The organism is Pseudoalteromonas sp. SG45-2 (genome assembly GCF_014164115.1).
Classification (GTDB): Bacteria; Pseudomonadota; Gammaproteobacteria; order Enterobacterales; family Alteromonadaceae; genus Pseudoalteromonas; species Pseudoalteromonas distincta.
The window spans coordinates 84,151-106,363 of the sequence record NZ_JACJEO010000012.1; the positions used below are offsets into that span (position 1 = coordinate 84,151).

17 protein-coding genes are annotated in these 22,213 nt (G+C 39.5%); 15 read left to right on the forward strand and 2 right to left on the reverse strand.

What is annotated here, in order from left to right; genetic code table 11:
- The first annotated feature begins 1 nt into the window (after window position 1).
- The 8 genes from H5116_RS10580 to pdxJ all read left to right on the forward strand — a co-directional run bounded on the left by H5116_RS10580 (window position 2) and on the right by pdxJ (window position 7,506).
- The gene (locus tag H5116_RS10580) at window positions 2–952 is read left to right on the forward strand and encodes a MucB/RseB C-terminal domain-containing protein (protein ID WP_002958719.1); all 951 of its coding nucleotides are present in this window, start codon (window positions 2–4) and stop codon (window positions 950–952) included.
- A gap of 20 nt (window positions 953–972) precedes the next feature.
- The gene (locus H5116_RS10585) at window positions 973–1,422 is read left to right on the forward strand and encodes a SoxR reducing system RseC family protein (RefSeq protein ID WP_024594973.1); all 450 of its coding nucleotides are present in this window, start codon (window positions 973–975) and stop codon (window positions 1,420–1,422) included.
- 275 nt (window positions 1,423–1,697) lie between these two features.
- On the forward strand, window positions 1,698–3,485 hold the full coding sequence (gene lepA, locus H5116_RS10590; protein ID WP_002958717.1) for a translation elongation factor 4: 1,788 nt from the start codon (window positions 1,698–1,700) through the stop codon (window positions 3,483–3,485).
- Window positions 3,486–3,501: 16 nt separating this feature from the next.
- Window positions 3,502–4,437 (forward strand): signal peptidase I, encoded by a 936-nt coding sequence (gene lepB / locus H5116_RS10595; protein WP_002958716.1) that lies wholly within the window; start codon window positions 3,502–3,504, stop codon window positions 4,435–4,437.
- A 2-nt stretch (window positions 4,438–4,439) separates the two neighbouring features.
- Window positions 4,440–5,117 carry a ribonuclease III gene (rnc, locus tag H5116_RS10600; RefSeq protein ID WP_002958715.1) on the forward strand — a complete coding sequence of 226 codons (678 nt, stop codon included), beginning with the start codon at window positions 4,440–4,442 and terminating at the stop codon, window positions 5,115–5,117.
- A complete protein-coding gene (gene era, locus H5116_RS10605; RefSeq protein WP_182696102.1) occupies window positions 5,107–6,039 on the forward strand; it encodes a GTPase Era in 933 nt (310 codons plus the stop codon). The genes rnc and era overlap by 11 nt, the downstream gene beginning before the upstream one ends.
- A 20-nt stretch (window positions 6,040–6,059) precedes the next feature.
- Window positions 6,060–6,752, forward strand: a complete 693-nt coding sequence (recO, locus tag H5116_RS10610) for a DNA repair protein RecO (protein WP_182716098.1) — start codon at window positions 6,060–6,062, stop codon at window positions 6,750–6,752.
- 22 nt (window positions 6,753–6,774) lie between these two features.
- Window positions 6,775–7,506: a pyridoxine 5'-phosphate synthase gene (gene pdxJ / locus H5116_RS10615; protein WP_182716099.1), complete on the forward strand. Its 732-nt coding sequence runs from the start codon at window positions 6,775–6,777 to the stop codon at window positions 7,504–7,506.
- Between the two features lie 79 nt (window positions 7,507–7,585).
- Here pdxJ and barA read toward each other — a convergent pair whose 3' ends face one another.
- Entirely contained in the window at window positions 7,586–10,360 is a 2,775-nt protein-coding gene (barA, locus tag H5116_RS10620) for a two-component sensor histidine kinase BarA (RefSeq protein WP_182716100.1), read from the reverse strand.
- A gap of 109 nt (window positions 10,361–10,469) precedes the next feature.
- On the opposite strand from barA, the gene rlmD reads away from it, so the two are divergent.
- The 5 genes from rlmD to eno all read left to right on the forward strand — a co-directional run bounded on the left by rlmD (window position 10,470) and on the right by eno (window position 17,968).
- Window positions 10,470–11,795 carry a 23S rRNA (uracil(1939)-C(5))-methyltransferase RlmD gene (gene rlmD, locus H5116_RS10625; protein WP_182711524.1) on the forward strand — a complete coding sequence of 442 codons (1,326 nt, stop codon included), beginning with the start codon at window positions 10,470–10,472 and terminating at the stop codon, window positions 11,793–11,795.
- Window positions 11,796–11,803: 8 nt separating this feature from the next.
- Window positions 11,804–13,960, forward strand: a complete 2,157-nt coding sequence (relA, locus tag H5116_RS10630) for a GTP diphosphokinase (protein ID WP_182716101.1) — start codon at window positions 11,804–11,806, stop codon at window positions 13,958–13,960.
- Window positions 13,961–13,962: 2 nt separating this feature from the next.
- The gene (mazG, locus tag H5116_RS10635; RefSeq protein WP_182716102.1) at window positions 13,963–14,760 is read left to right on the forward strand and encodes a nucleoside triphosphate pyrophosphohydrolase; all 798 of its coding nucleotides are present in this window, start codon (window positions 13,963–13,965) and stop codon (window positions 14,758–14,760) included.
- A 162-nt stretch (window positions 14,761–14,922) separates the two neighbouring features.
- A complete protein-coding gene (locus H5116_RS10640; protein ID WP_033020682.1) occupies window positions 14,923–16,557 on the forward strand; it encodes a CTP synthase in 1,635 nt (544 codons plus the stop codon).
- Between the two features lie 112 nt (window positions 16,558–16,669).
- Window positions 16,670–17,968 carry a phosphopyruvate hydratase gene (gene eno, locus H5116_RS10645; RefSeq protein ID WP_002958706.1) on the forward strand — a complete coding sequence of 433 codons (1,299 nt, stop codon included), beginning with the start codon at window positions 16,670–16,672 and terminating at the stop codon, window positions 17,966–17,968.
- A gap of 193 nt (window positions 17,969–18,161) precedes the next feature.
- On the opposite strand, the gene mutH is transcribed toward eno, so the two are convergent.
- A complete protein-coding gene (mutH, locus tag H5116_RS10650) occupies window positions 18,162–18,833 on the reverse strand; it encodes a DNA mismatch repair endonuclease MutH (protein WP_165723564.1) in 672 nt (223 codons plus the stop codon).
- 530 nt (window positions 18,834–19,363) lie between these two features.
- Between mutH and rppH the strand changes: the two genes are divergently transcribed.
- Both rppH and ptsP read left to right on the forward strand, forming a co-directional pair.
- The gene (gene rppH, locus H5116_RS10655) at window positions 19,364–19,882 is read left to right on the forward strand and encodes an RNA pyrophosphohydrolase (protein ID WP_002958704.1); all 519 of its coding nucleotides are present in this window, start codon (window positions 19,364–19,366) and stop codon (window positions 19,880–19,882) included.
- A gap of 30 nt (window positions 19,883–19,912) precedes the next feature.
- Window positions 19,913–22,177, forward strand: a complete 2,265-nt coding sequence (gene ptsP / locus H5116_RS10660; protein ID WP_182716103.1) for a phosphoenolpyruvate--protein phosphotransferase — start codon at window positions 19,913–19,915, stop codon at window positions 22,175–22,177.
- Window positions 22,178–22,213 lie beyond the last annotated feature (36 nt).

A 22,213-nucleotide genomic window follows, 5' to 3' on the forward strand; every position in this document is an offset into this window, starting at 1 on the left:
AATGAAAGTAATCACTTTTGTTCTGTCGTTGGTAGTAAGCTTTAATGCATTTGCCAACGACACAAATCCTGCCAAAGATTTATTACTCAAAATGGCTAATGCCGTTCACACCCGTAATTTTGACGCCTCGTTTGTGGTTGTCAAAGGTAAAACAATGGAACCCTACCGATGGGTGCATGCTTTACAAGGTGACACCGAACTTGAGCATTTAAGTTTACTTAACGGTGCTGGGCTTGAAATGGTCCGTATCGATAATCAAGTTACTTATTTTGAACCTCAGTCTGAACCATATTCTCTAAAAACAGATTCAATAGCAGGTCCAATCCCTGAAGTACTATTTAAAGATATAGATCGCTTAAGTGCGCACTATGATTTTGTACTAGGCGGCAAAGGGCGTATTGCAGGGCGCGCAGCGCAACTTGTTCGCATTGAATCTAAAGACGAGTATAAATATAATTATTGGATTTGGCTGGATATGGAATCGTCGTTGTTGCTAAAAGCCGCGTACGTTAACCATGAAGGTGAAGCCTTAGAGCAGTTACAGCTTACACATATTAGTGTGACAGAGCAGCCAGCCGGTATGCTAGTTGAAGTGCTCAATCGAAACTTTCCAACGCCTTTGCCAAACGATGCACTTATAAATGAAGATAGTACTGCCACTAATTGGAAAATTAGCTGGTTACCAGATGGCTTTGAGTTGCTAAAATCAGACAGACATAAGCTCGATTTAAATAACGAGTTAACTGATTATTACTTGTTCTCTGATGGTTTTGTTGAGGTTTCTGTATTTATTCAGCGCCCATTACCAGGTAAGCGTTTAAGTGGAGCACTCACTTCTGGTGCAACGACAGTATATGTGCATAATGGCGGTAATTTTGATGTTTCGGTTGTTGGTAATGTACCGAGTATGACCGCAAAAGCGATTGCAGAGTCAGTTACCCGCGCACTATAGACGATTCCGTAAGGATTGTTATGATTGAACAAACCCTCACTGTTGTGGCCCTCGATGGCCACATTGCTCATTTAGAAGCACAGCAAAAACAAGCTTGTGAAGGCTGCAATGGTCGTTGCGGCTCACAAGTGTTTAGTAAATTATTTGGCACTGCAAAAAAAACCTTTCCTTATAAATTTGAATCCTCTGTAGAAATAGGGCAAAAGGTCACTTTGTCACTAGATGATAGTCATGTTGTTAAGCATGCTTTTGCGGTTTACATGCTACCGCTCCTTTTGAGTCTTGTTTTTGCATTTGTTGCGGCGCAATTGTTTATAGCTTCCGAAGGCTGGCAGATTTTAGCTGCTGCTCTAGGTGGCGTTACTGGCTTTTTTATAGCTAAAACTCGCGTGAAATCTCTAAAGCACGATATAAAAGTTATAAAAATTCACCCAATTAGTATCCCTTTAACTCAAATAGATGGTGATTGACGCCAATTAAATGTAAAATTGCCGTTTTATACCAAAGTAACTTGGAAATACAGGGAACCGTGGTTTTTTAAATTATTTTATCTGGCTGAATTATTTAAGTTAAGTAAATATAACTTATTGTTATTCAATACATAAAATGGTTGTAACCCATCTTAAAAAGCGTAAGTACAGTTTGTTATATACAAATTTAGCTTATGGCATCCTAAAGCAAGTATTTTCAAGTCACTTAGGTATTCATATTTAGTCCATTAAAATAGAAGTATAGAATCCAGTTTATGAAGCATATCCGTAATTTTTCGATCATCGCCCATATTGACCATGGTAAATCGACCCTTTCAGATCGTTTGATCCAAGTTTGTGGCGGTTTAACCGACCGTGAAATGCAAAAACAAGTTTTGGATTCAATGGATATTGAGCGCGAACGTGGTATTACCATTAAAGCGCAAAGTGTAACGTTGAATTACAAAGCGAACGACGGCGAAACCTACCAACTTAATTTCATTGATACTCCAGGACACGTTGATTTTACGTATGAAGTTTCACGATCTTTAGCTGCTTGTGAAGGCGCGTTGCTTGTTGTTGATGCAGGCCAAGGCGTTGAAGCACAAACACTAGCTAACTGTTACACCGCTATTGAAATGGAATTAGAAGTAATTCCAGTACTTAATAAAATCGATTTACCGCAAGCGGATCCTTTACGTGTTGCAGAAGAAATTGAAGAGATTATTGGTATTGATGCCCTTGATGCAGTGCAGTGTAGCGCTAAAACAGGTGTAGGTATTGCCGAAGTTCTTGAAATGATTGTTAAAGATGTACCGCCGCCAGTAGGCGACAAAGATGCACCTTTACAAGCACTTATTATCGATTCTTGGTTTGACCCATACCAAGGCGTTGTATCACTAGTGCGTATTAAGCACGGTGAATTACGCACTGGCGACAAAATAAAAATAATGTCGAACGAGCATATACATACTGCCGACCAAGTAGGTGTGTTCACTCCTAAGCAAACCAACACCGGTATTTTAAGAACAGGTGAAGTAGGGTTTGTTATTGCTGGTATTAAAGAGATACATGGTGCGCCAGTAGGTGACACTATTACTCATCAAAAAAATGCAGCTCCACTTCGCTTACCTGGCTTTCAAAAAATTAAGCCTCAGGTTTATGCGGGTATGTTCCCAATTGCATCAGATGAGTATGAATCGTTCCGTGATGCACTTAATAAATTAAGCTTAAACGATGCGTCGTTATTCTTTGAACCAGAGAATTCAACTGCACTAGGCTTTGGTTTCCGCTGTGGCTTTTTAGGTATGCTACACATGGAAATCATTCAAGAGCGTTTAGAGCGTGAATACGATATTGATTTAATTACAACAGCACCTACGGTAATCTATGAGATAGTTACTAAAGAAGGTACATTTCAGATTGATAATCCATCTGATTTGCCTGCAGTAAACGATATTGTAGAGATTCGTGAGCCGATTGTTGAAGCTAATATTTTGGTACCACAAGAATACCTAGGTAACGTTATTACTTTGTGTATTGAAAAACGTGGTAGCCAAACAAAAATGACTTATCACGGAAAGCAAGTAGCTGTAACGTACGAGCTACCTATGGCTGAAGTGGTGATGGATTTCTTTGATAAATTAAAATCAACTAGCCGTGGTTTTGCGTCGCTTGATTATAACTTTAAACACTTTCAAACATCAGATATGGTGCGTGTTGATATTTTAATCAATGGTGAGCGCGTTGACGCACTTGCGATAATTGTTCACAGAGATGGTGCACAGTCTCGTGGTCGCCAGTTAGCTGATGCGTTAAAAGAGCTTATCCCACGTCAAATGTTTGATATAGCGATTCAAGCTGCTATCGGACAACATGTTATTGCCCGTACCACGGTAAAACAATTACGTAAAAACGTAATTGCTAAGTGTTACGGTGGTGATGTGAGCCGTAAGAAAAAGCTACTTAAAAAGCAAAAAGATGGTAAAAAACGTATGAAGCAAGTAGGTAATGTTGAAGTGCCTCAAGAAGCGTTTTTAGCTATTTTAAAAGTTGGCAAATAAAAACAAAGGATTATAAATGGCTGGTTATTTTTCAGTTTTATTGGTGTTATTAACTTTAGGCTCAGGCTTAATATGGTTAATAGATCACTTAATGTATGCACCTAAAAGACAGGAGCGCTTAGCGATAGCGCAAACGTCTGCTGGAGCGCCGTTAGATGAAGAAACGGCGGCATTAATTGCACCAGAACCAGTACTAACAGAAACAGCAAAGTCGATTTTCCCGATGATTGCAGCAATTACTATTTTTAGATCATTTATCTTTGAACCGTTTCAAATTCCATCCGGTTCAATGATGCCTACATTATTAGTAGGTGATTTTATTTTAGTACAAAAGTATTCATATGGAATAAAAGACCCTGTTTGGCGTACTCAATTAGTTGATATTGGGCAGCCTGAGCGTGGTGATATTGTTGTTTTTAAATACCCTTTAGATGAAAATGTTGACTATATTAAACGTACAATTGGTTTACCTGGCGATAAAATTGTTTATCGCGATAAACGTTTATATATTCAGCCAAATTGTAAAGAAGGCGAAACCCAGCAGGGTGAGCTTTTATGTAATGAATTCAATAAAATTGATTTTAAACTAATTAATGATAACGAATTTAAACAAGGCCCAATGCCTCTAGCTCGTGTAAATGAAAATTTAACAACAGTTACGCATGATATATTAATCAACCCACAAGCGCCTGAGAGAAAAGGGCGTTACTACCAGCAACCGGGCACGCCTTCTGATGAATGGACTGTTCCTGCTGATCATTATTTTATGATGGGTGATAACCGCGACAACAGCCAAGATGGTCGCTTTTGGGGCTTTGTACCAAAAGAAAACTTGGTGGGTAAAGCTGTCTTTATATGGATGAGTTTTGAATTTGAGAATGGCCCTGATGATATTTTACCAGGATGGGTTCCAACTGGTGTTCGCTTTGAGCGCCTAGGTAATATTCAGTAACGATGAAAAAAAATGTAACAGAATTATATAAAAAAATTGGCTATGAATTTGCCGATCAAGGTTTACTTGAGCAAGCAATGACGCACCGCAGCCACAAAGGCCAGCATAATGAGCGACTAGAATTTTTAGGCGACTCTATTTTAAGCTTTGTGATTGCCAATGCACTTTATGCCAAATTTCCTAAAGCGCGTGAAGGCGATTTAAGCCGCATGCGCTCAACGCTTGTGCGTGGTCAAACACTTGCCGAGTTTGGTCTTGAATTTGGCCTAGGCGATTATTTACGCTTAGGGCCGGGCGAGCTTAAAAGTGGCGGATTCCGTCGCGAGTCAACGCTTGCTGATGCAGTAGAAGCTATTATTGGCGCTGCATTTTTAGATTCAGGTATTGATAGCTGTGGCGATCTTATATTGTCATGGTACGAATCACGATTAGATGCTATTTCACCAGGGCTTAACCAAAAAGATCCGAAGACCCTGCTGCAAGAGTATTTACAAGCCCGTAAATTATCTTTACCGGGTTACACTGTGGTTGATACCAAAGGCCAAGCACACAATCAAACATTCACGGTCGAATGTATTGTTGATGGAATGGATAGCATAATTTCTGTAGGTAGCTCGCGCCGTAAAGCCGAACAAAAAGCTGCTGAAAAAGCATTGAAGATACTTAAAAATGAACCTTGATACCCTAATACAGCCTCATGAAGGTGATGTAGATACGTTTTGTGGAATGGTTGCTATTGTAGGGCGCCCAAACGTAGGTAAGTCGACTTTGCTTAATGAAATTATTGAGCAAAAAGTGAGTATTACCTCACGTAAACCACAAACCACGCGTCATCGTATTATGGGTATTCATACCGAAGATAAACACCAAGCGGTATACATAGATACACCAGGTCTACACGTTGAAGAAAAACGTGCGATTAACCGTTTAATGAACCGTGCCGCGTCTAGTTCTATCGGCGATGTTGAGCTTATTATTTTTGTAGTTGAGGGCACTCATTGGAATGCCGATGACGACATGGTACTTAATAAAGTATCGCAAAGTGGTAAGCCGGTATTATTGGTTATTAATAAAATAGACCAAGTTAAAGACCGTGACCTTGTGTTGCCTCATATGAAGTGGTTAAGTGACAAGTTTGATTTTGTTGGAATTATGCCAGTATCGGCAACGCAAGGTAAAAATGTTGATTTAATCAAAGCAGAAGTAACTAAACGCTTACCTCCTTGCGAATTTTACTTTCCGGAAGATTATGTAACTGACCGTTCAATGCGCTTTATGGCAGCTGAAGTAATTCGTGAAAAACTAATGCGTTTTATGGGCGAAGAATTGCCGTATTCTGTAACTGTTGAAATTGAGCAGTTTAAATGGCAAGACAACGGTATTTGGCATATCAACGGGTTGATTCTTGTTGAGCGCGAAACACAAAAACGCATGGTTATTGGTAATAAAGGCGAAAAGCTAAAAACCATTGGTCGTGAAGCCCGTAAAGACATAGAAGAAATGCTTGATAACAAAGTATTCTTAGAGCTTTGGGTTAAAGTTAAGTCGGGTTGGGCTGACGATGAACGTGCACTAAGAAGCTTAGGTTACAGTGAAGACTAGACCAAGCAGTAGCTTAGTGAATGGATAGCGACTTCTACACCGCGTATTTATTACATCGGCGTCCTTATAGTGACTCCCAAGTAATGTTAGATATGCTTGTAGAAGGCGTTGGTCAGTTAAGAATGCTGGCCCGAATTAGTGGTCGCCAGGCCACTAAACATAAAGCACAACTTCAGCCGTTTCAGGCACTGCTTGTTAATTACAGTGGCAAGTACGATTTAAAATATATCAATAAGTTTGAACTGCATGAGAACTCGCACTTTTTAAAAGGTGATGAGCTTTATTGTGGTTTTTATTTAAATGAGCTTACAAATCGTATCGTTCCTGTTAACGAGCCAATTGAACAAGTATTTGAGCTATATAAAACTCATCTATCAAACCTAAACAGCGGGGCTAATTTACAAGAGGTGCTTCGCTCATACGAGTTTCAACTATTGGAATTACTCGGTTATGGCGTGGATTTTAGTTTTGACGCCAGTGGTGAACCAATAGATGAAAAGCAGACGTATAGTTATTTCCCCGAACTTGGTTTTTTAGTACAAGAAGATACACGTTCTGGATTTAGTGGCAAACAACTCAACGCCATAGCAAATCATGACTTTAGCCAAAATGATGTGCTATATATGGCAAAGCAATTAAGTCGCTATTTATTAAAACCCTTATTAGGTAGTAAACCATTAAAAAGCCGCGAGCTATTTATGGCCTCTCAATAAACGTAATTTTACAGGTAAGAAAATGAAAGATATTCTTTTGGGTGTAAACGTAGATCATATTGCAACACTTCGCCAAGCGCGTGGAACAAGCTATCCAGATCCAGCTCATGCAGCCAGTGTAGCAGAGCATGCAGGCGCAGACGGTATTACGATTCACTTACGTGAAGACAGACGCCATATTCAAGATCGCGACGTTTATGTAATGGCTAAAACCATTCAAACTCGTATGAATCTTGAAACCGCTGTTACCGATGAAATGATAAAAATCGCGCTTGAAGTAAAACCTGAGTACGTGTGTTTAGTACCTGAAAAGCGCGAAGAATTAACAACCGAAGGTGGCTTAGACGTAGCCGGTAATATAGATAAAATTAAAGCAGCAACAAAAACGCTTACCGAAGCGGGTATTAAAGTATCGCTATTTATTGATGCAGATAAAGCACAGTTAGATGCAGCCAAAGAATGTGGTGCTCCTTATGTAGAAATACACACAGGCGCGTACGCTCATGCCACAAATGATACTGATTTACACAAAGAGTTAGAGCACATTCGTGAAGGTGTTAAATACGCAGCAAGCTTAGGTTTGATTGTTAACGCTGGCCATGGTCTTCATTATCATAACGTGAAACCAATCGCTGCAATGCCTGAGATTTATGAGCTAAATATTGGTCACGCTATTATTGCTCGTGCAGCGATAGATGGGCTCGATAAAGCCGTACGCGACATGAAACGATTAATGATTGAAGCAAGAATGTAAGATAAGCAAACATAAGTATTTAAAAAGCTTAATAAAAAAACGCGGTAAATACCGCGTTTTTGTATCTAAAATTCAAAGCTTATCTTTGCAGTTCGGTCACACTTGCATCTGCAAGTAGGTTTTCAAGCTCATCTTGTAACTCAAATAATTCAGGTTCAATATTCTCTAACAAGCATTTATTTTTAAGCGATGTTTCGATTGTTTCTGCGAGTGATTTAAGTTTTGGTACACCAGTGTAACAACATGCACCATGAAATTTATGAACAATACTTAACACTTGCTGGCAATCGTTACTCTCTATTGCTTTAGCAAGTAATGTAAGGGTCTCAGGGACACTTAAAAGTAGCATGTTAAGCATCTCTAGCGCTAACTCGCTCTTTCCGCCAGCACGCTGCAGGGCTTGTGCCCAATCAATTCTACTACTTTGAAATGGTGCAGGACTTTGTGGTATATCTGTTTTAGCTTTGTCACGATTAACAGGAGTCTGTGGACTATGGTCGCTAATAATTTGTTTAAGCATATCTTCATCAATAGGCTTAGTTAAATAGCCTTTAAAGCCATCTTTTAGTAGTTGCTCTTTTTCGCTTTGAAGGGCGTGTGCCGTTACAGCGATAATGGGTGTGTCTTCATTAAGTGATGATTCTTGTATAAGCTTACATGCGGTTATACCGTCCATAATTGGCATTTGTATATCCATAAAAATTATGTCGTATTTATGACTTTTACTTAAACTGTATGCCTGTGAACCATTATGAGCCGTTTCTATTACTTCAATCTGTTCACTTAACAAAGTATGGAGAAGTTTTAAATTAGCATCGTTATCATCAACAACCAATACTTTTAACGGCAGTAGAGCTTGATCGTTTTGTTCAATATTATGAGTCGGGTGGTCAAGTCTGTAAGGTGCTGCAAGTACTTCACATAACTTACGGTGATTAAGTGGCTTACTTAAACATGCATCAGCTCCGCTGCCTATAAAGGCTTCTCGCATATTGTGCGATACAGTATTAAGCATTAAATATAAGTAATCAGTAGATTCACGCACGGCTTTTACATAGCTTTTTAGTTGCTGCATATCATCAACTGATGCCATATGGCCAATTAAGCAAACGTCATATTTATGTTCAGTATTTTTTATAGCGTCTAAAAAGCTAGTTTCGTTAAAGCATGCCGTAACGTTTGATTCCCACTGGGTTAATAACGAAAGTACGGCATGGTGCGTATGCTCATGTGGCTCTAAATATAAGATACGCTTACCAATGAGCGATTTAGTCGGTAAGTCATTTGTAAATACGTGATTTGGCAAACTAAACACACTATTGAATGTAAAGCAGGTACCGTTACCAGGCGCAGAATTTAACGTTATACGACCACTCATTGCTTCAACAATATGCTTGGTAATAATAAGACCAAGGCCTGTACCACCAAACTTACGTGTAATGCTTGAGTCTGCTTGCCCAAATGGAGTGAATAAAGAGTCTTGCTTATCCATAGGTATACCCACGCCAGTATCTGTTACTGACACAAGTAAAGAAGTGCGTTCGTCGTCGAGTAACCGATGGCTTATGTCGACCTTAATAGAGCCTTTTTCGGTAAATTTAATCGCATTACTTAACAGGTTTATTAAGACTTGTTTAAAGCGAGTGGGATCGCCCGTTAAGTCATCCGGTACTTGTTGGTTAATGTAAATGGATAGCTCTAATTGCTTATCGTGTGCGCTAGGAGCGAGTAGCGTCATCACTTCATTTACAGCATCACGAAGTTGAAACTGAATCGACTCAAGTTCCATTGCACCCGCTTCTAGTTTGGAGAAGTCTAGAATATCGCTAATAATAGTCATTAAACTATTTGCTGAGAGCATAATAGTGTCGAGGTAATCTTTTTGATGTTTATTCAGCGGTGTTTTATAAAGCTGGCGTGTAAATCCAATAACACCGTTTAACGGAGTACGAAGCTCGTGACTCATTTTAGCTAAAAAGTCTGATTTTACACGGTTAGCATCTTGCGCTTCTTTTTTTGCAAACGAGAGCTCTATATTTGACGTTTCGTATTGCTCTAGTGTTTCGCGGTAGTCGCTTGTTGCTTGATCAATATTTTTTTGCATTTCATCTTTTTGCATCACCATAGTGTGAGCAATGGTGTTTAAGCCTTCTCGAAGTAACTCAAACTCACCAATCATGTTGTCGTTAAGGCCAGTACTTCTTTTACCTTCAACTAACTTGTCGGTTGCAAGTACTAACTTATTAAGCGGCGTCATAAACATGCGGCTTAACTTTAAAGCTAAAATAGCTGCAAACACCAATGATAAAATAATTACAATACCGCTAATTAATAAAGCTCGTTGTTGCCCTATAACAGCTTGGTCTTTATTTAGCTGTATAATAACGGTGCCCAGAGATGACTGAAAAGCCGACGGGTCCCATTTAGAATCGTGACTTGTATGGTTAATAATGGGTGTGAAAAATGTAACAAGCTCATCTGACTTTTGCACATGGGTGGTTTTTAAATTTATGAGCGTTTTTTGATTAATTAACTTTTCAAATGAGCGGTGATAATTACTGGTCATTAATAGCGCATTATTTTTATCAAAAATTGCAATCGACTTAATTGTAGGGGAGTGCTTGTTATGTGTGTAGCTTATAAGGCGATTCAATAGCTGTTTGTTTTTTTCGAGCATGGGTTGCTCAAGCGCAATAGCAAGGGGCTCAGAAATAGTAGTGCCTTGCTGATATAAAATTTCATCAAGCTCAATGTAACGATTTATTGTAAAATAGCCACCAAGTAGTAATCCTATGATCACCGTTGGGATCAGGGTCAGTGTTAAAACAGAATCGCGTAAGCCTAATTTGGTCATAATGAGAGCGTTTTATCGTTATTAGTATGACTTGAGTATATACGGTTCAACACGCATTCTAAAGCATCTAAATATAGGTGCTTCATAAATAAAGTTAAGGTAATGCCTAATGGCGCAAATTTTTAAAGCGAAAAAAAAACCGTTAAAGCAACAAACACTAGAATTGACTATAACGGGAATGGATCATCAAGGGCGTGGCATTGCTAAACATAACAATAAAGTATGTTTTGTAAGCGGTGCATTACCAAACGAAACAGTCAAAGCAACACTCGTCGAAGATAAAGCTAAATACAGTAGTGCAAAAGTAACTAAAGTTATTCAAGCGAGTGAATCAAGAGTAGATGCTTTTTGTGAGCACTATAATCAGTGTGGTGGTTGCCAATTACAGCATTTAGAAGTAAGCCAACAAGTTGTAGAAAAACAAACTGCAGTTACTCAGTTATTTAGTAAGTTTGCTAAATTAAACAGCTTAAACTGGCAAACCCCATTATTAAGTAAACCTGTGCATTACAGACGCAGCGCTCGTATAGCTGTTATGTTTGATAAAGCAGCTAAAAAAATGCGCGTGGGTTACAGAGCAAGTGGCTCAAAAAATATTGTGAGTATTAATAAATGTGCAGTACTTGATGAAGTATTTACAGATGTTTTCACACTTTTTGATGATTTAATTAATCAACACAAAGCACTGCACAGTATAAGCCATTTACAGTTATGCCAAAGTGATAAACAAAACTTTGTTGTTATTCGTCACACTAAAGCAATTAATGATGATACAAAGGCTTTGGTTGAGCACATAACAAAAAGCCAGCAGTTTAAAATTGTATGGCAAAGCGAGAGCGATGCAATAGAACATTCACACTTAGCCATGCCATTTTATTATCTTAAAGAATTTGATCTAAAATTTGAATTTGGTTTAGGTAATTTTATTCAGGTAAATGCGCAAGTTAACGAAGCTATGTTAAAGCAAGCTGCAAATTGGCTTGATTTAAAAGGTGATGAAAATTTATTGGATTTATTTTGTGGGATTGGTAATTTCTCATTAGTGTTAGCAAAACAAGCAAAATCTGTAATTGGTGTAGAAGGTGTGACTTCAGCGGTTGCAATGGCTGCTCAAAATGCGCAAACTAACTCTATTACCAATGCGCAGTTTCATTGCTTTGATTTAACCCAAAGCATACAGAGCGCCCCATGGTTTAGCAAAAACTTAGATGTGCTTGTACTCGATCCTTCGAGGACTGGTGCTATGGCTGTATTAGAGGAATTACCTTTAAAGCAGTTTAAAACTATTTTATATGTCTCTTGTGACCCTGTTACTTTAGCCCGTGACAGCGCAATTATTTCACAAGCTGGCTTTGATCTTAATAAAATTGGGCTAATGAATATGTTTCCTCATACAGGGCATATTGAAACTATGGCGTTATTTCAACGGAGGTAGAACGCATTATGGTAGCTACACGACAATCACATCAACAAGATGAGACAACAGATTTTAGCACTCGGCTTTCATTTCTTGCCTTGTCTGAAGAAAAAACAGAGCTACTTACTAAAGCCCAAGCGCTCTGCGTAAAATGTGATAGTGAAAGCAGGCAAACTACTGCAATCGAAATGGTTGAAATTTTAGCTGAGCTAAATCTCGACCCCGAATCGTTAGCTACTGCGTATTTAACCCCGTATTTTTTAAACGACTTAATATCGCTTGAAACCATCGAAGAGCAGCTTGGGAATAACATAGCCATGCTGTTAACTGGGGTTGCACAAATGGCCACTATTAGTACTTTATCGCATCAAGGTAAAGGCACTATGCAAGTTGATAATATTCGAAAAATGTTATTAACCATGGTTGAAGATGTGCGCGCCGTGGTCATTAAGCTTGCCGAGCAGGTATGTCATTTACGCAATGTAAAAAATGCGGATGAAGAAGACCGCGTCATTGCCGCTAAAGAAACGGCTGATATTTTTGCACCATTGGCAAACAGATTAGGAATAGGGCAATTAAAATGGGAACTGGAAGATTTATCGTTTAGATATTTGCACCCAGGCACCTATAAAAGCATAGCCAAACAACTTGACGACAAACGTCTTACACGCGAAGCCTACATGGAAGATATGGTTGAGCAAGTAAAAAATCGTTTAAGTGAAGCGGGCATAGAGGCCCAGGTTTATGGCCGTCCTAAGCACATTTACAGCATTTATAAAAAAATGCAGCAAAAAAACTACGAGTTTGATCAGCTTTTTGATATTCGGGCAATGCGTATCGTCGTTGAACGATTGCAAGACTGCTACGGTGCGCTGGGCATTGTGCACACCAATTGGCGTCATCTTAATAAAGAGTTTGACGACTATGTAGCAACCCCAAAACAAAACGGCTATCAGTCAATTCATACCGTGGTATTTGGACCTGAAGGTAAAACGGTAGAGATACAAATTCGTACCAGCGACATGCATCAAGATGCTGAGTTAGGGGTGGCTGCACACTGGATGTACAAAGAAGGTGCATTACCAGGGCGAGGCTCGGGTTATGAGCAAAAAATTAGCTGGTTGCGTAAACTACTCCAATGGCAAGAAGAAGTAGTCGATGGCGGCGATTTAGCAGAAGAGCTTAAAAACCAAGTAGTAGAAGACCGCGTATATATATTTACCCCAAGCGGCGATATTATCGATTTACCACTTGGCGCTACACCGCTTGATTTTGCTTACTACATCCACTCAAATGTGGGGCATCGTTGTATTGGTGCAAAAATATTCGGCAAAATAGTGCCGTTTACGCATCAACTTACAACAGGGGATCAGGTAGAAATACTCACCCAAAAACAACAAAATCCAAGTCGTGATTGGTTAAACCCGTCATTAGGATACATTAAGTCATCCCGTGCTAGAGCTAAAATCCACCACTGGTTTAAACAGCTCGACCGCGACAAAAACTTAAGTGCGGGGAAAGAAATTCTCGACAGCGAACTACAAAAGCTCAATTTAACATATAAAGATTTAGAGCCAGCCATTAAGCGTTTTAACTTTAAAGAGCTGGATGACTTAATGGTTGCGATTGGTGCGGGCGATGTTCGCCTCAATCAAATGCTTAACTTTGTAAGTGATCGGACAGAAGATGAGCCGGTTATTCGCATTAAAGCACCAAGTAAAGTAACTGGTGATAAAAACGGCATTGTGGTTGATGGTGTTGGCAGCTTAATGAGCCATGTAGCCAAGTGCTGTCGCCCAGTACCTGGCGATGAAATAATAGGTTATATAACCCAAGGTCGAGGAATAGGTGTTCATAAGGAAGACTGTGATTCGTTTAATAACTTAAAAAACCAGCATCCTGAGCGTGTTATTTCGGTAAGTTGGTCAGATGATATTAACGGCTCGTACGCACTAAGTATTAAAATAGAAGCCACCGATCGTTCAGGGTTGATACGCGATATAAGCTCAGTACTTGCTAACGAAAAAGTAAATGTTTTAAACATGAACGTAAATACGGTTGAAGATAATCAGTTAGCTATATTTACAATGCAAATAGAAGTACATGACTTATCGGGTACTAACCGTGTTCTTTCTAAATTACACCAAATTGAAGGTGTACATGATGCCAAGCGTGGTCATTAATCATGAGTGATAATACAGCGCTTACACAACTTCTTAGCATAATGAAAACACTGCGAGATCCCAAGGGCGGTTGTCCGTGGGATCTCAAGCAAGATTTTAAATCTATTGTGCCGCATACGCTAGAAGAAGCGTACGAAGTTGCCGACTGTATTGAATCAGGCAACTTAGATGAGCTTAAAGGTGAATTGGGTGATTTGCTATTTCAAATAGTTTTTTATGCGCAACTTGCACAAGAGCAAAATCTATTTGATTTTAATGATCTAGTAGAGCAATTAAACGATAAGCTTACCCGTCGTCACCCGCATGTGTTTGGTGAAAAAAAAGAGTTAACAGACGATCAATTATCGCAGCAGTGGCAAGCAATCAAAGCACAGGAGCGAAGTGCTAAAGCGCAAATCGAATCCCCTTCTTTTTGGCAAGATATCCCTGGCAATATGCCAAGCTTAAGCAAAGCCAAAAAAATTCAACAACGCGTGGCTTCCCTTGGCTTTGATTGGCCAACGTATCATGGTGCACTAGATAAAGTGAGTGAAGAAGTGCTTGAAGTAAAAGAAGCGATTGAGCAAGACCCGCTATCTGATCATACAGCGGAAGAGCTCGGCGACTTACTTTTTGCCACTGTTAATGTTGTACGCCATGTTAAACGAGATCCCGAACAACTGCTTCGTAGCGCTAATGATAAGTTTTCAGCGCGTTTTGAAAAGGTAAACGCTTATTTGCATGCGCAAGGTAAAAGCTTAGATACAGCAACCTTTGAAGAGATGGATAGTGCGTGGGATGCGATTAAAAAAGTAAAATAGGCTTAATGTTAAATAGTGCACATTTTTTGTGCGCGTATTAGCTAATTTTAGCTGGATTGATAAGCAGTGTTTTGGTACAATTTCGCCCCGTCTTGATGATATACCCTTAGGCTCTTCTTTGGGTGTTATATTCCTTTTAATTCCTGATATTCTAGGGTTCGCATGAGTACAAAATTTATCTTCGTTACTGGCGGAGTTGTTTCTTCGTTGGGTAAAGGTATTGCCGCAGCTTCACTGGCCGCTATTTTAGAAGCCCGTGGTTTAAATGTTACCATTTTAAAGCTGGATCCTTACATCAACGTTGACCCAGGCACAATGAGCCCAATTCAACACGGTGAAGTTTACGTTACAGAAGACGGCGCAGAAACTGACCTTGATTTAGGTCACTACGAGCGTTTTATCCGTACCAAAATGACTAGTCGTAATAACTTCACACAAGGCCGTGTATATGAAGACGTATTACGTCGTGAGCGCCGTGGTGAATACCTAGGTGCTACTATTCAGGTTATTCCACATATCACTAACGATATTAAGCAGCGTGTATACGACGGTGCTGAAGGTTATGATATTGCTATTGTAGAAATTGGCGGCACTGTAGGTGATATTGAATCACAACCGTTTATTGAAGCAATTCGTCAGATGGGAACTGAAATTGGCCGCGAACGCGCGCTATTTATTCACTTAACGCTAGTGCCATTTTTAGGCCCTGCCGGTGAAGTTAAAACAAAACCAACTCAGCACTCTGTTAAAGAGTTACGCTCAGTAGGTATTCAACCAGATATTCTTATTTGTCGTTCAGACCGTAAACTACCTAATAATGAGCGTGCAAAAATCTCATTATTCACAAACGTAGAAGAAAAAGCGGTTATTTCACTACCCGATGTAGACAGCATTTATAAAATTCCTGCGTTATTAAAAACACAAGAATTAGATAACTTTGTATGTCGTCGTTTTCACTTAGATCCACCAGAAGCTGATTTAGCTGAGTGGGAACAAGTACTTTATCAAGAGTCTAACCCAACGGGTGAAGTGACCATTGGTATGGTTGGTAAATATATTGAATTACCAGATGCGTACAAATCGGTTAACGAAGCATTAAAGCATGCGGGTCTTAAAAACCGCCTAACAATCAACATTGAATACGTAGATTCACAAGACTTAGAAAGCAAAGGTGTTGAATTACTTTCACACTTAGATGCTATTTTAGTACCGGGTGGATTTGGCGGACGTGGTGTTGAAGGTAAAATTTTAGCAGCTAAATATGCACGTGAAAATAAAGTACCATACTTAGGTATTTGTTTAGGGATGCAAGTAGCATTAATTGAATATGCACGTAATGTTGCAGGTTTAACAGATGCAAACTCTACAGAATTTAATGCAAATTCAGAAGCACCGGTAGTTGGCTTAATTACTGAATGGCTAGATGCTGAAGGTAATGTTGAAACACGTAGCGAAAAATCTGATTTAGGTGGCACTATGCGTTTAGGCGCACAAAAATGTCATTTAACGCCTGGTTCTAAAGTACATGGAGTATATGGCAGCGACGAAATTGTTGAACGTCATCGTCATCGCTACGAAGTAAATAATAACTTCGTAGAAATACTTGAAAAAGCAGGCTTAAGCTTTACTGGTTTATCAGAAGATAAAAAACTGGTAGAAATTATCGAAAATAAAGATCACCCATGGTTTATTGCCGCGCAGTTCCATCCGGAATTCACGTCAACGCCACGTGATGGTCATCCGTTATTTGAAGGGTTTGTAGCAGCTGCACACATCCACCAAAAAGCGAATTCGTAATTTTAAAAGCCGTGCATATTGCACGGCTTTTTTGTTTTAAGGGCTGACTAAGCTATATAAAACGTAGTAAAGTTAGCTGAACTCACCATTTTGGGAATATAGAGGAATCAAGATGTCAGAAATCGTAAAAGTAATCGGTCGCGAAATTATGGACTCGCGTGGTAACCCAACTGTTGAAGCAGACGTACATTTAGCAGATGGTTCTTGGGGTCGTGCAGCAGCACCTTCAGGCGCATCTACTGGTACTCGTGAAGCATTAGAGTTACGCGACGGTGATAAATCACGTTACTTAGGTAAAGGCGTATTAAAAGCAGTTGGTTATATTAATAAAGAAATTGCTGATGCTTTAGCTGGTCAAAATGCATTAGATCAAAACGCTGTTGATAAAGTGATGCTAGATTTAGATGGTACCGAAAATAAAGAAAAATTAGGTGCAAACGCAATCTTAGCTGTATCACTAGCAACTGCGAAAGCAGCTGCACAGTCTAAAAAAGTTGAGCTTTATGAACATATTGCTGACTTAAATGGCACACCAGGTGTTTACTCTATGCCACTTCCAATGATGAACATCATCAATGGTGGTGAGCACGCAGATAACTCTGTAGATATTCAAGAATTCATGATCCAACCTGTTGGCGCTAAAAACTTCCGCGAAGGCCTACGTATGGGCGCTGAAGTATTCCACAGCCTTGCTAAAGTGCTTAAAGCTGATGGTCATTCAACAGCGGTTGGCGATGAAGGTGGTTTTGCACCTAACCTTGCATCTAACGAAGCGGCTCTTGCTGCAATCAAAGTAGCTGTTGCAAACGCAGGTTACGAGCTAGGTAAAGATATTACTTTAGCGATGGATTGTGCTGCATCTGAGTTTTACGACAAAGAAGCAAACATCTACGATCTTAAAGGTGAAGGTAAAAAATTCACTTCTGAAGAATTTAACTTCTTCTTACAAGATCTTACTAATCAGTACCCAATCGTTTCTATTGAAGATGGTCTTGATGAGTCTGATTGGGATGGCTTTGCACACCAAACTAAACTAATGGGTGATAAAATCCAATTAGTAGGTGATGATTTATTTGTAACTAACACGAAGATTTTAAAACGTGGTATCGACAACGGTATTGCTAACTCAATCTTAATTAAGTTTAACCAAATCGGTTCTTTAACTGAAACTTTAGCTGCAATCAAAATGGCTAAAGATGCTGGTTTTACTGTTGTTATTTCTCACCGTTCTGGTGAAACTGAAGATTCAACAATTGCTGATTTAGCAGTGGGTACTGCTGCAGGTCAAATCAAAACAGGTTCACTGAGCCGTTCTGACCGTGTTGCAAAGTACAACCAATTGCTACGTATTGAAGAGCAATTAGGTGATAAAGCACCGTACAACGGTCTTAAAGAAGTTAAAGGTCAGTAATTCTATTTTACATAGAATATAACTTTTAATTTTAGATGATAAAATCCTCGCCTATGCGGGGATTTTTTATGCCTGATACTTTTTCCAAAGAGATGAAAATAAATTGTATGCTTTAAGCTTGTTGATGTACGCAGCACTAAAGAGTGGAGCACAAAAGTATAACGCTTTACTCATGCTTTAACTTCTTACGCACTCATAGCTGAAACTGCTGCTTTAAAATATCACCTGTAAAACTGGTTTTTAAATAAAAACCACGGGGTAGGGTTTTAATTATTTGCCCATTTGGGCCAATAGCATCAGTGACTATTTTACTATGAGCAGCTTTGGGGCGTATTTGCATAGCATCGCCTAAATGGCCTGATATTTCGTCGACTCTACCTAGCGCAATTAGCTCCATTTGCTCTTCCCAGTCGCGTTGTAACAAAGCGTCTTGTTCAGGTGAAGGCTGCCACAAAAAGCCGCTGCCGATAGTTCTGTCAAACGGCGCAATATCACGTTCGCTTAAAATTGGCAGCCATAAAACATGATTTAGTTTTTTACGCACAGAGCTGGTATGCCACGTCATTCCCGTTACGTTCATTAAAGGTGTAACCGATACAAACGTAGTTTCCAGTGGCCTACCTTTATAAGAAATAGGCAGTGTTTTTAGCTCAATTCCTAAATCTTCAAAATCGGGGAGGGGTTTTGAGCCTGCAGTAGCGCCTAGTACGTATTCAATGAGTTGCCCAGTCCAGCCTTTTTCACGTAGTAAGTCATCAGGTGTTTTAAAATGGTAGTGGTTTGCAAGTTGTCCTAGCGTTAATCCGGCAATACTGTTAACGCGCTGCATTAAGTCGTTTATTGAGTGTGGTTTTGTAGGTCGCATATTCTTAATTTCGGTTGTATAAATACCATAGCCATGATAGCAAATAGGCTAAGCCGTGGATATCTTTAGGGTTGTACGTTTTTTGCTCGCTTGTTGTTTGTGTTAATTTTGCACATATTGAAATTAAGCTACTTTACTTTAAGTTACTGACTCTGCAGGTTTTTTTAAATGTGCACGTTCAGTTTTGATTAAGCCATTTAAAAGTTGTAAGGATAAATACAACTATATGAACATGTTTATCCACAGAATCTGTGGAGAAGCTAAGTTTTAAGATCTAATATTGTGGATTTGTTTGCAAAATGAGCGTGTTTTACAAAAGTTATGCACAAACTGTGAGTAACTAGAGGAAAACAAGAACCGCAATAGCTTTGCTGAGTTATTTTCTAAATATTTACCTATTCTCTATTAATTTATCAACATACTAAAAGCTCAAACTTAGCTCACTAATTGGCTTGGGTATAATAGTATTTGCCGTATTGCGGCTAATGTGGAACAATCATTAAAAATCGACTTACAAATGAGGCACTAAGGTGATTGATGCCGAAGGTTTTCGTGCCAATGTCGGAATTGTGATTTGCAATAATCAGGGACAGGTTTTTTGGGCCAGACGTTATGGTCAACACTCTTGGCAATTTCCCCAAGGTGGTGTTGATGATGGCGAAACTGCAGAACAAACCATGTACCGTGAATTACACGAAGAAGTAGGGTTGCGACCAGAAGATGTAGAAATAGTCGCAAGCTCAAAACATTGGTTACGCTATAAATTACCCAAACGATTAATCCGCCGAGACTCTAGTCCGGTGTGTATTGGGCAAAAACAAAAATGGTTTTTACTAAAATTACGCTGTAAAGACGAAGATGTAAATTTACTTAAAACCCATCATCCAGAGTTTGATGATTGGCGCTGGGTAAGTTATTGGTATCCTGTACGACAGGTTGTATCGTTTAAACGGGATGTTTATCGACGAGTAATGAAAGAGTTTGCTCCTTTCGCCATGCCTTTTAATAAGAGAGAACAACATAAAGATCATTGGCGAAGTAAAAGGTAGTAATTTCTCGATACAATAAAGGAGCAGGGTATGCTGGCTACACTGAGATCTATTGCGGAGTCTGTATCGCGACAAGCGAATTTAGACAGCGCATTAGTGTGCTTTGTGCAAATGGTTAAAGATGCCATGAAAACCCAGTGCTGCTCCATTTATTTTGCAGATTACAGCCAAGACAATTTTGTACTTATGGCAACCGAAGGGCTAAACCCCGATGCGGTAGGTAAGTTTAGAATTGGTTTTACCGAAGGTTTAGTTGGCCTAGTAGCGCAACGCGAAGAACCTATTAATATTGCATTTGCTAAATCGCATCCTCGTTTTAAGCTCTCCCCCGAAGTAAACGAAGAAGGCTACAACGCTTTTTTATCTGTACCCGTTGTTCATCAAAAAAAAGTACTGGGTGTTATTGTTGTTCAACAAAAAATGGCACGTGTATTTAGCCAAGACGAAGAGTCGTTTTTAATAACGCTTTCTGCCCAGCTTGCTTCACAGTTAGCGCATGCTGAAATTAAAGAAATACTCCGCCAAGATGAGTCATCTCATCAAACGTCTGTTTTAAAAGGCGTATCGAGCGCGCCTGGAATAGGTATAGGGCAAGCATTTGTTGTATTACCAAAACTCGATTTTAAATCTATTGAGCTTTTAAAAGACAGTGACGTTACTGAGCAGCGCCGTTTGTTTACACAAGCTGTAGCTGCAACGCGCAAAGAATTTAATACCCTATCTATGACGCTAAGCGATTCTATTCCGCACGAAGCTCTTGCGGTATTTGATGTGTATCAACAACTGCTTGACGCTAAAAGTTTAGGGCATAATGTTGAAATGCAATTACAAGAAGGCTGGTGTGCTAAAAGCGCCCTAAAAATTGTAATAGAGCGTTTAATATCTCAATTTAATGCCATGCAAGACCCTTATATAAAAGAGCGTGCTGTTGACGTTAAAGACATTGGTCTTCGCGTATTACACCATCTTGTAAATACCGAGCACGCTGTTAAAAATTATCCGGCCAACACTATTTTAATTGCTAATACCTTAACACCCGCCATGCTAGCTGAGGTGCCAAAAGGTCACTTAACAGGCGTTGTAAGCGTAAATGGCTCTGCAAATAGCCATGCTTCTATATTAACGCGTGCGATGGGGATCCCTGCCATTTGGGGTATAGAAGATTTACCTCTACTGCAGTTTAATGGCAAACCGATGATTTTAGATGCATTTGCTGGGCGTTTATATATATCGCCTTCGCAAATGTTGATGGATGAATACACAGAGTTACAGCATCAAGATAACCTACTTAATAACCGCTTTTTAGCAGAGCAAGACTCTGAATCAATTACGCTTGACGGTGAGCATGTTAGCTTATTATTAAACGCAGGCCTTGAGCTTAATACCGAGCAAAGTAGCGCGCATATTTGTGACGGTGTGGGGCTTTACCGTACCGAAGCGTGGTTTATGCAAAAGGGCCAGTTTCCTTCGCAATCAGAGCAAGAAAATTGGTACCGAGAAGTACTAACTAGCTATCATCCTAATCCTGTGGTTATGCGTACATTGGATATTGGGGGCGATAAGGTACTCGATTACTTTAACATTACCGAAGAAAACCCATTTTTAGGTTGGCGTGGCATTCGTATTAGCCTTGATCACCCAGAGTTATTTTTAGATCAACTAAAAGCGATGCTTAAAGCCAATATTGGTTTAGGCAATCTAAAAATAATGCTCCCTATGATCAGCGGCACTGAAGAAGTTGATGAGTCACTTGCGTTATTTGAACAGGCTTATTTTGAGTTAAGTGAAAAATACCCAGAGCAAACCATAGAAAGACCCGACATAGGGATAATGCTAGAGGTACCTTCAAGTGTATTTATGCTTCCAGAGTGGTCAAAAAAAGTCGATTTTTGCTCAGTAGGTAGTAACGATTTAACACAGTATTTATTAGCAGTAGACAGGGCTAATGCACGAGTTGCCGAACTTTTTAACCCTTATCACCCGGGCGTACTCAGGGTACTAAATAAAGTAGCGTGTGAATGTGAGCAATATGAACTGCCATTTAGTTTGTGTGGTGAACTAGGCGGCGATCCTGAAGGGGCTATTTTGCTTATTGCCATGGGTTACAGGCGCCTTAGTATGAATTTATCATCGCTTAATAAAGTTAAATGGGTACTTAGGCGTTTAAATGTCAGTGACATGGAACAACTATTAAGTGAATGCTTAGCGCAATCCACAGCCAAACAAGTACTACGTTTAACGCGAAGCTTTATGCTAGAGCATAAATTAGGTGATTTGTTTTACACTCCCAAATAAGCTTATACGCCTAATTAATTGCAATACACAGATGCT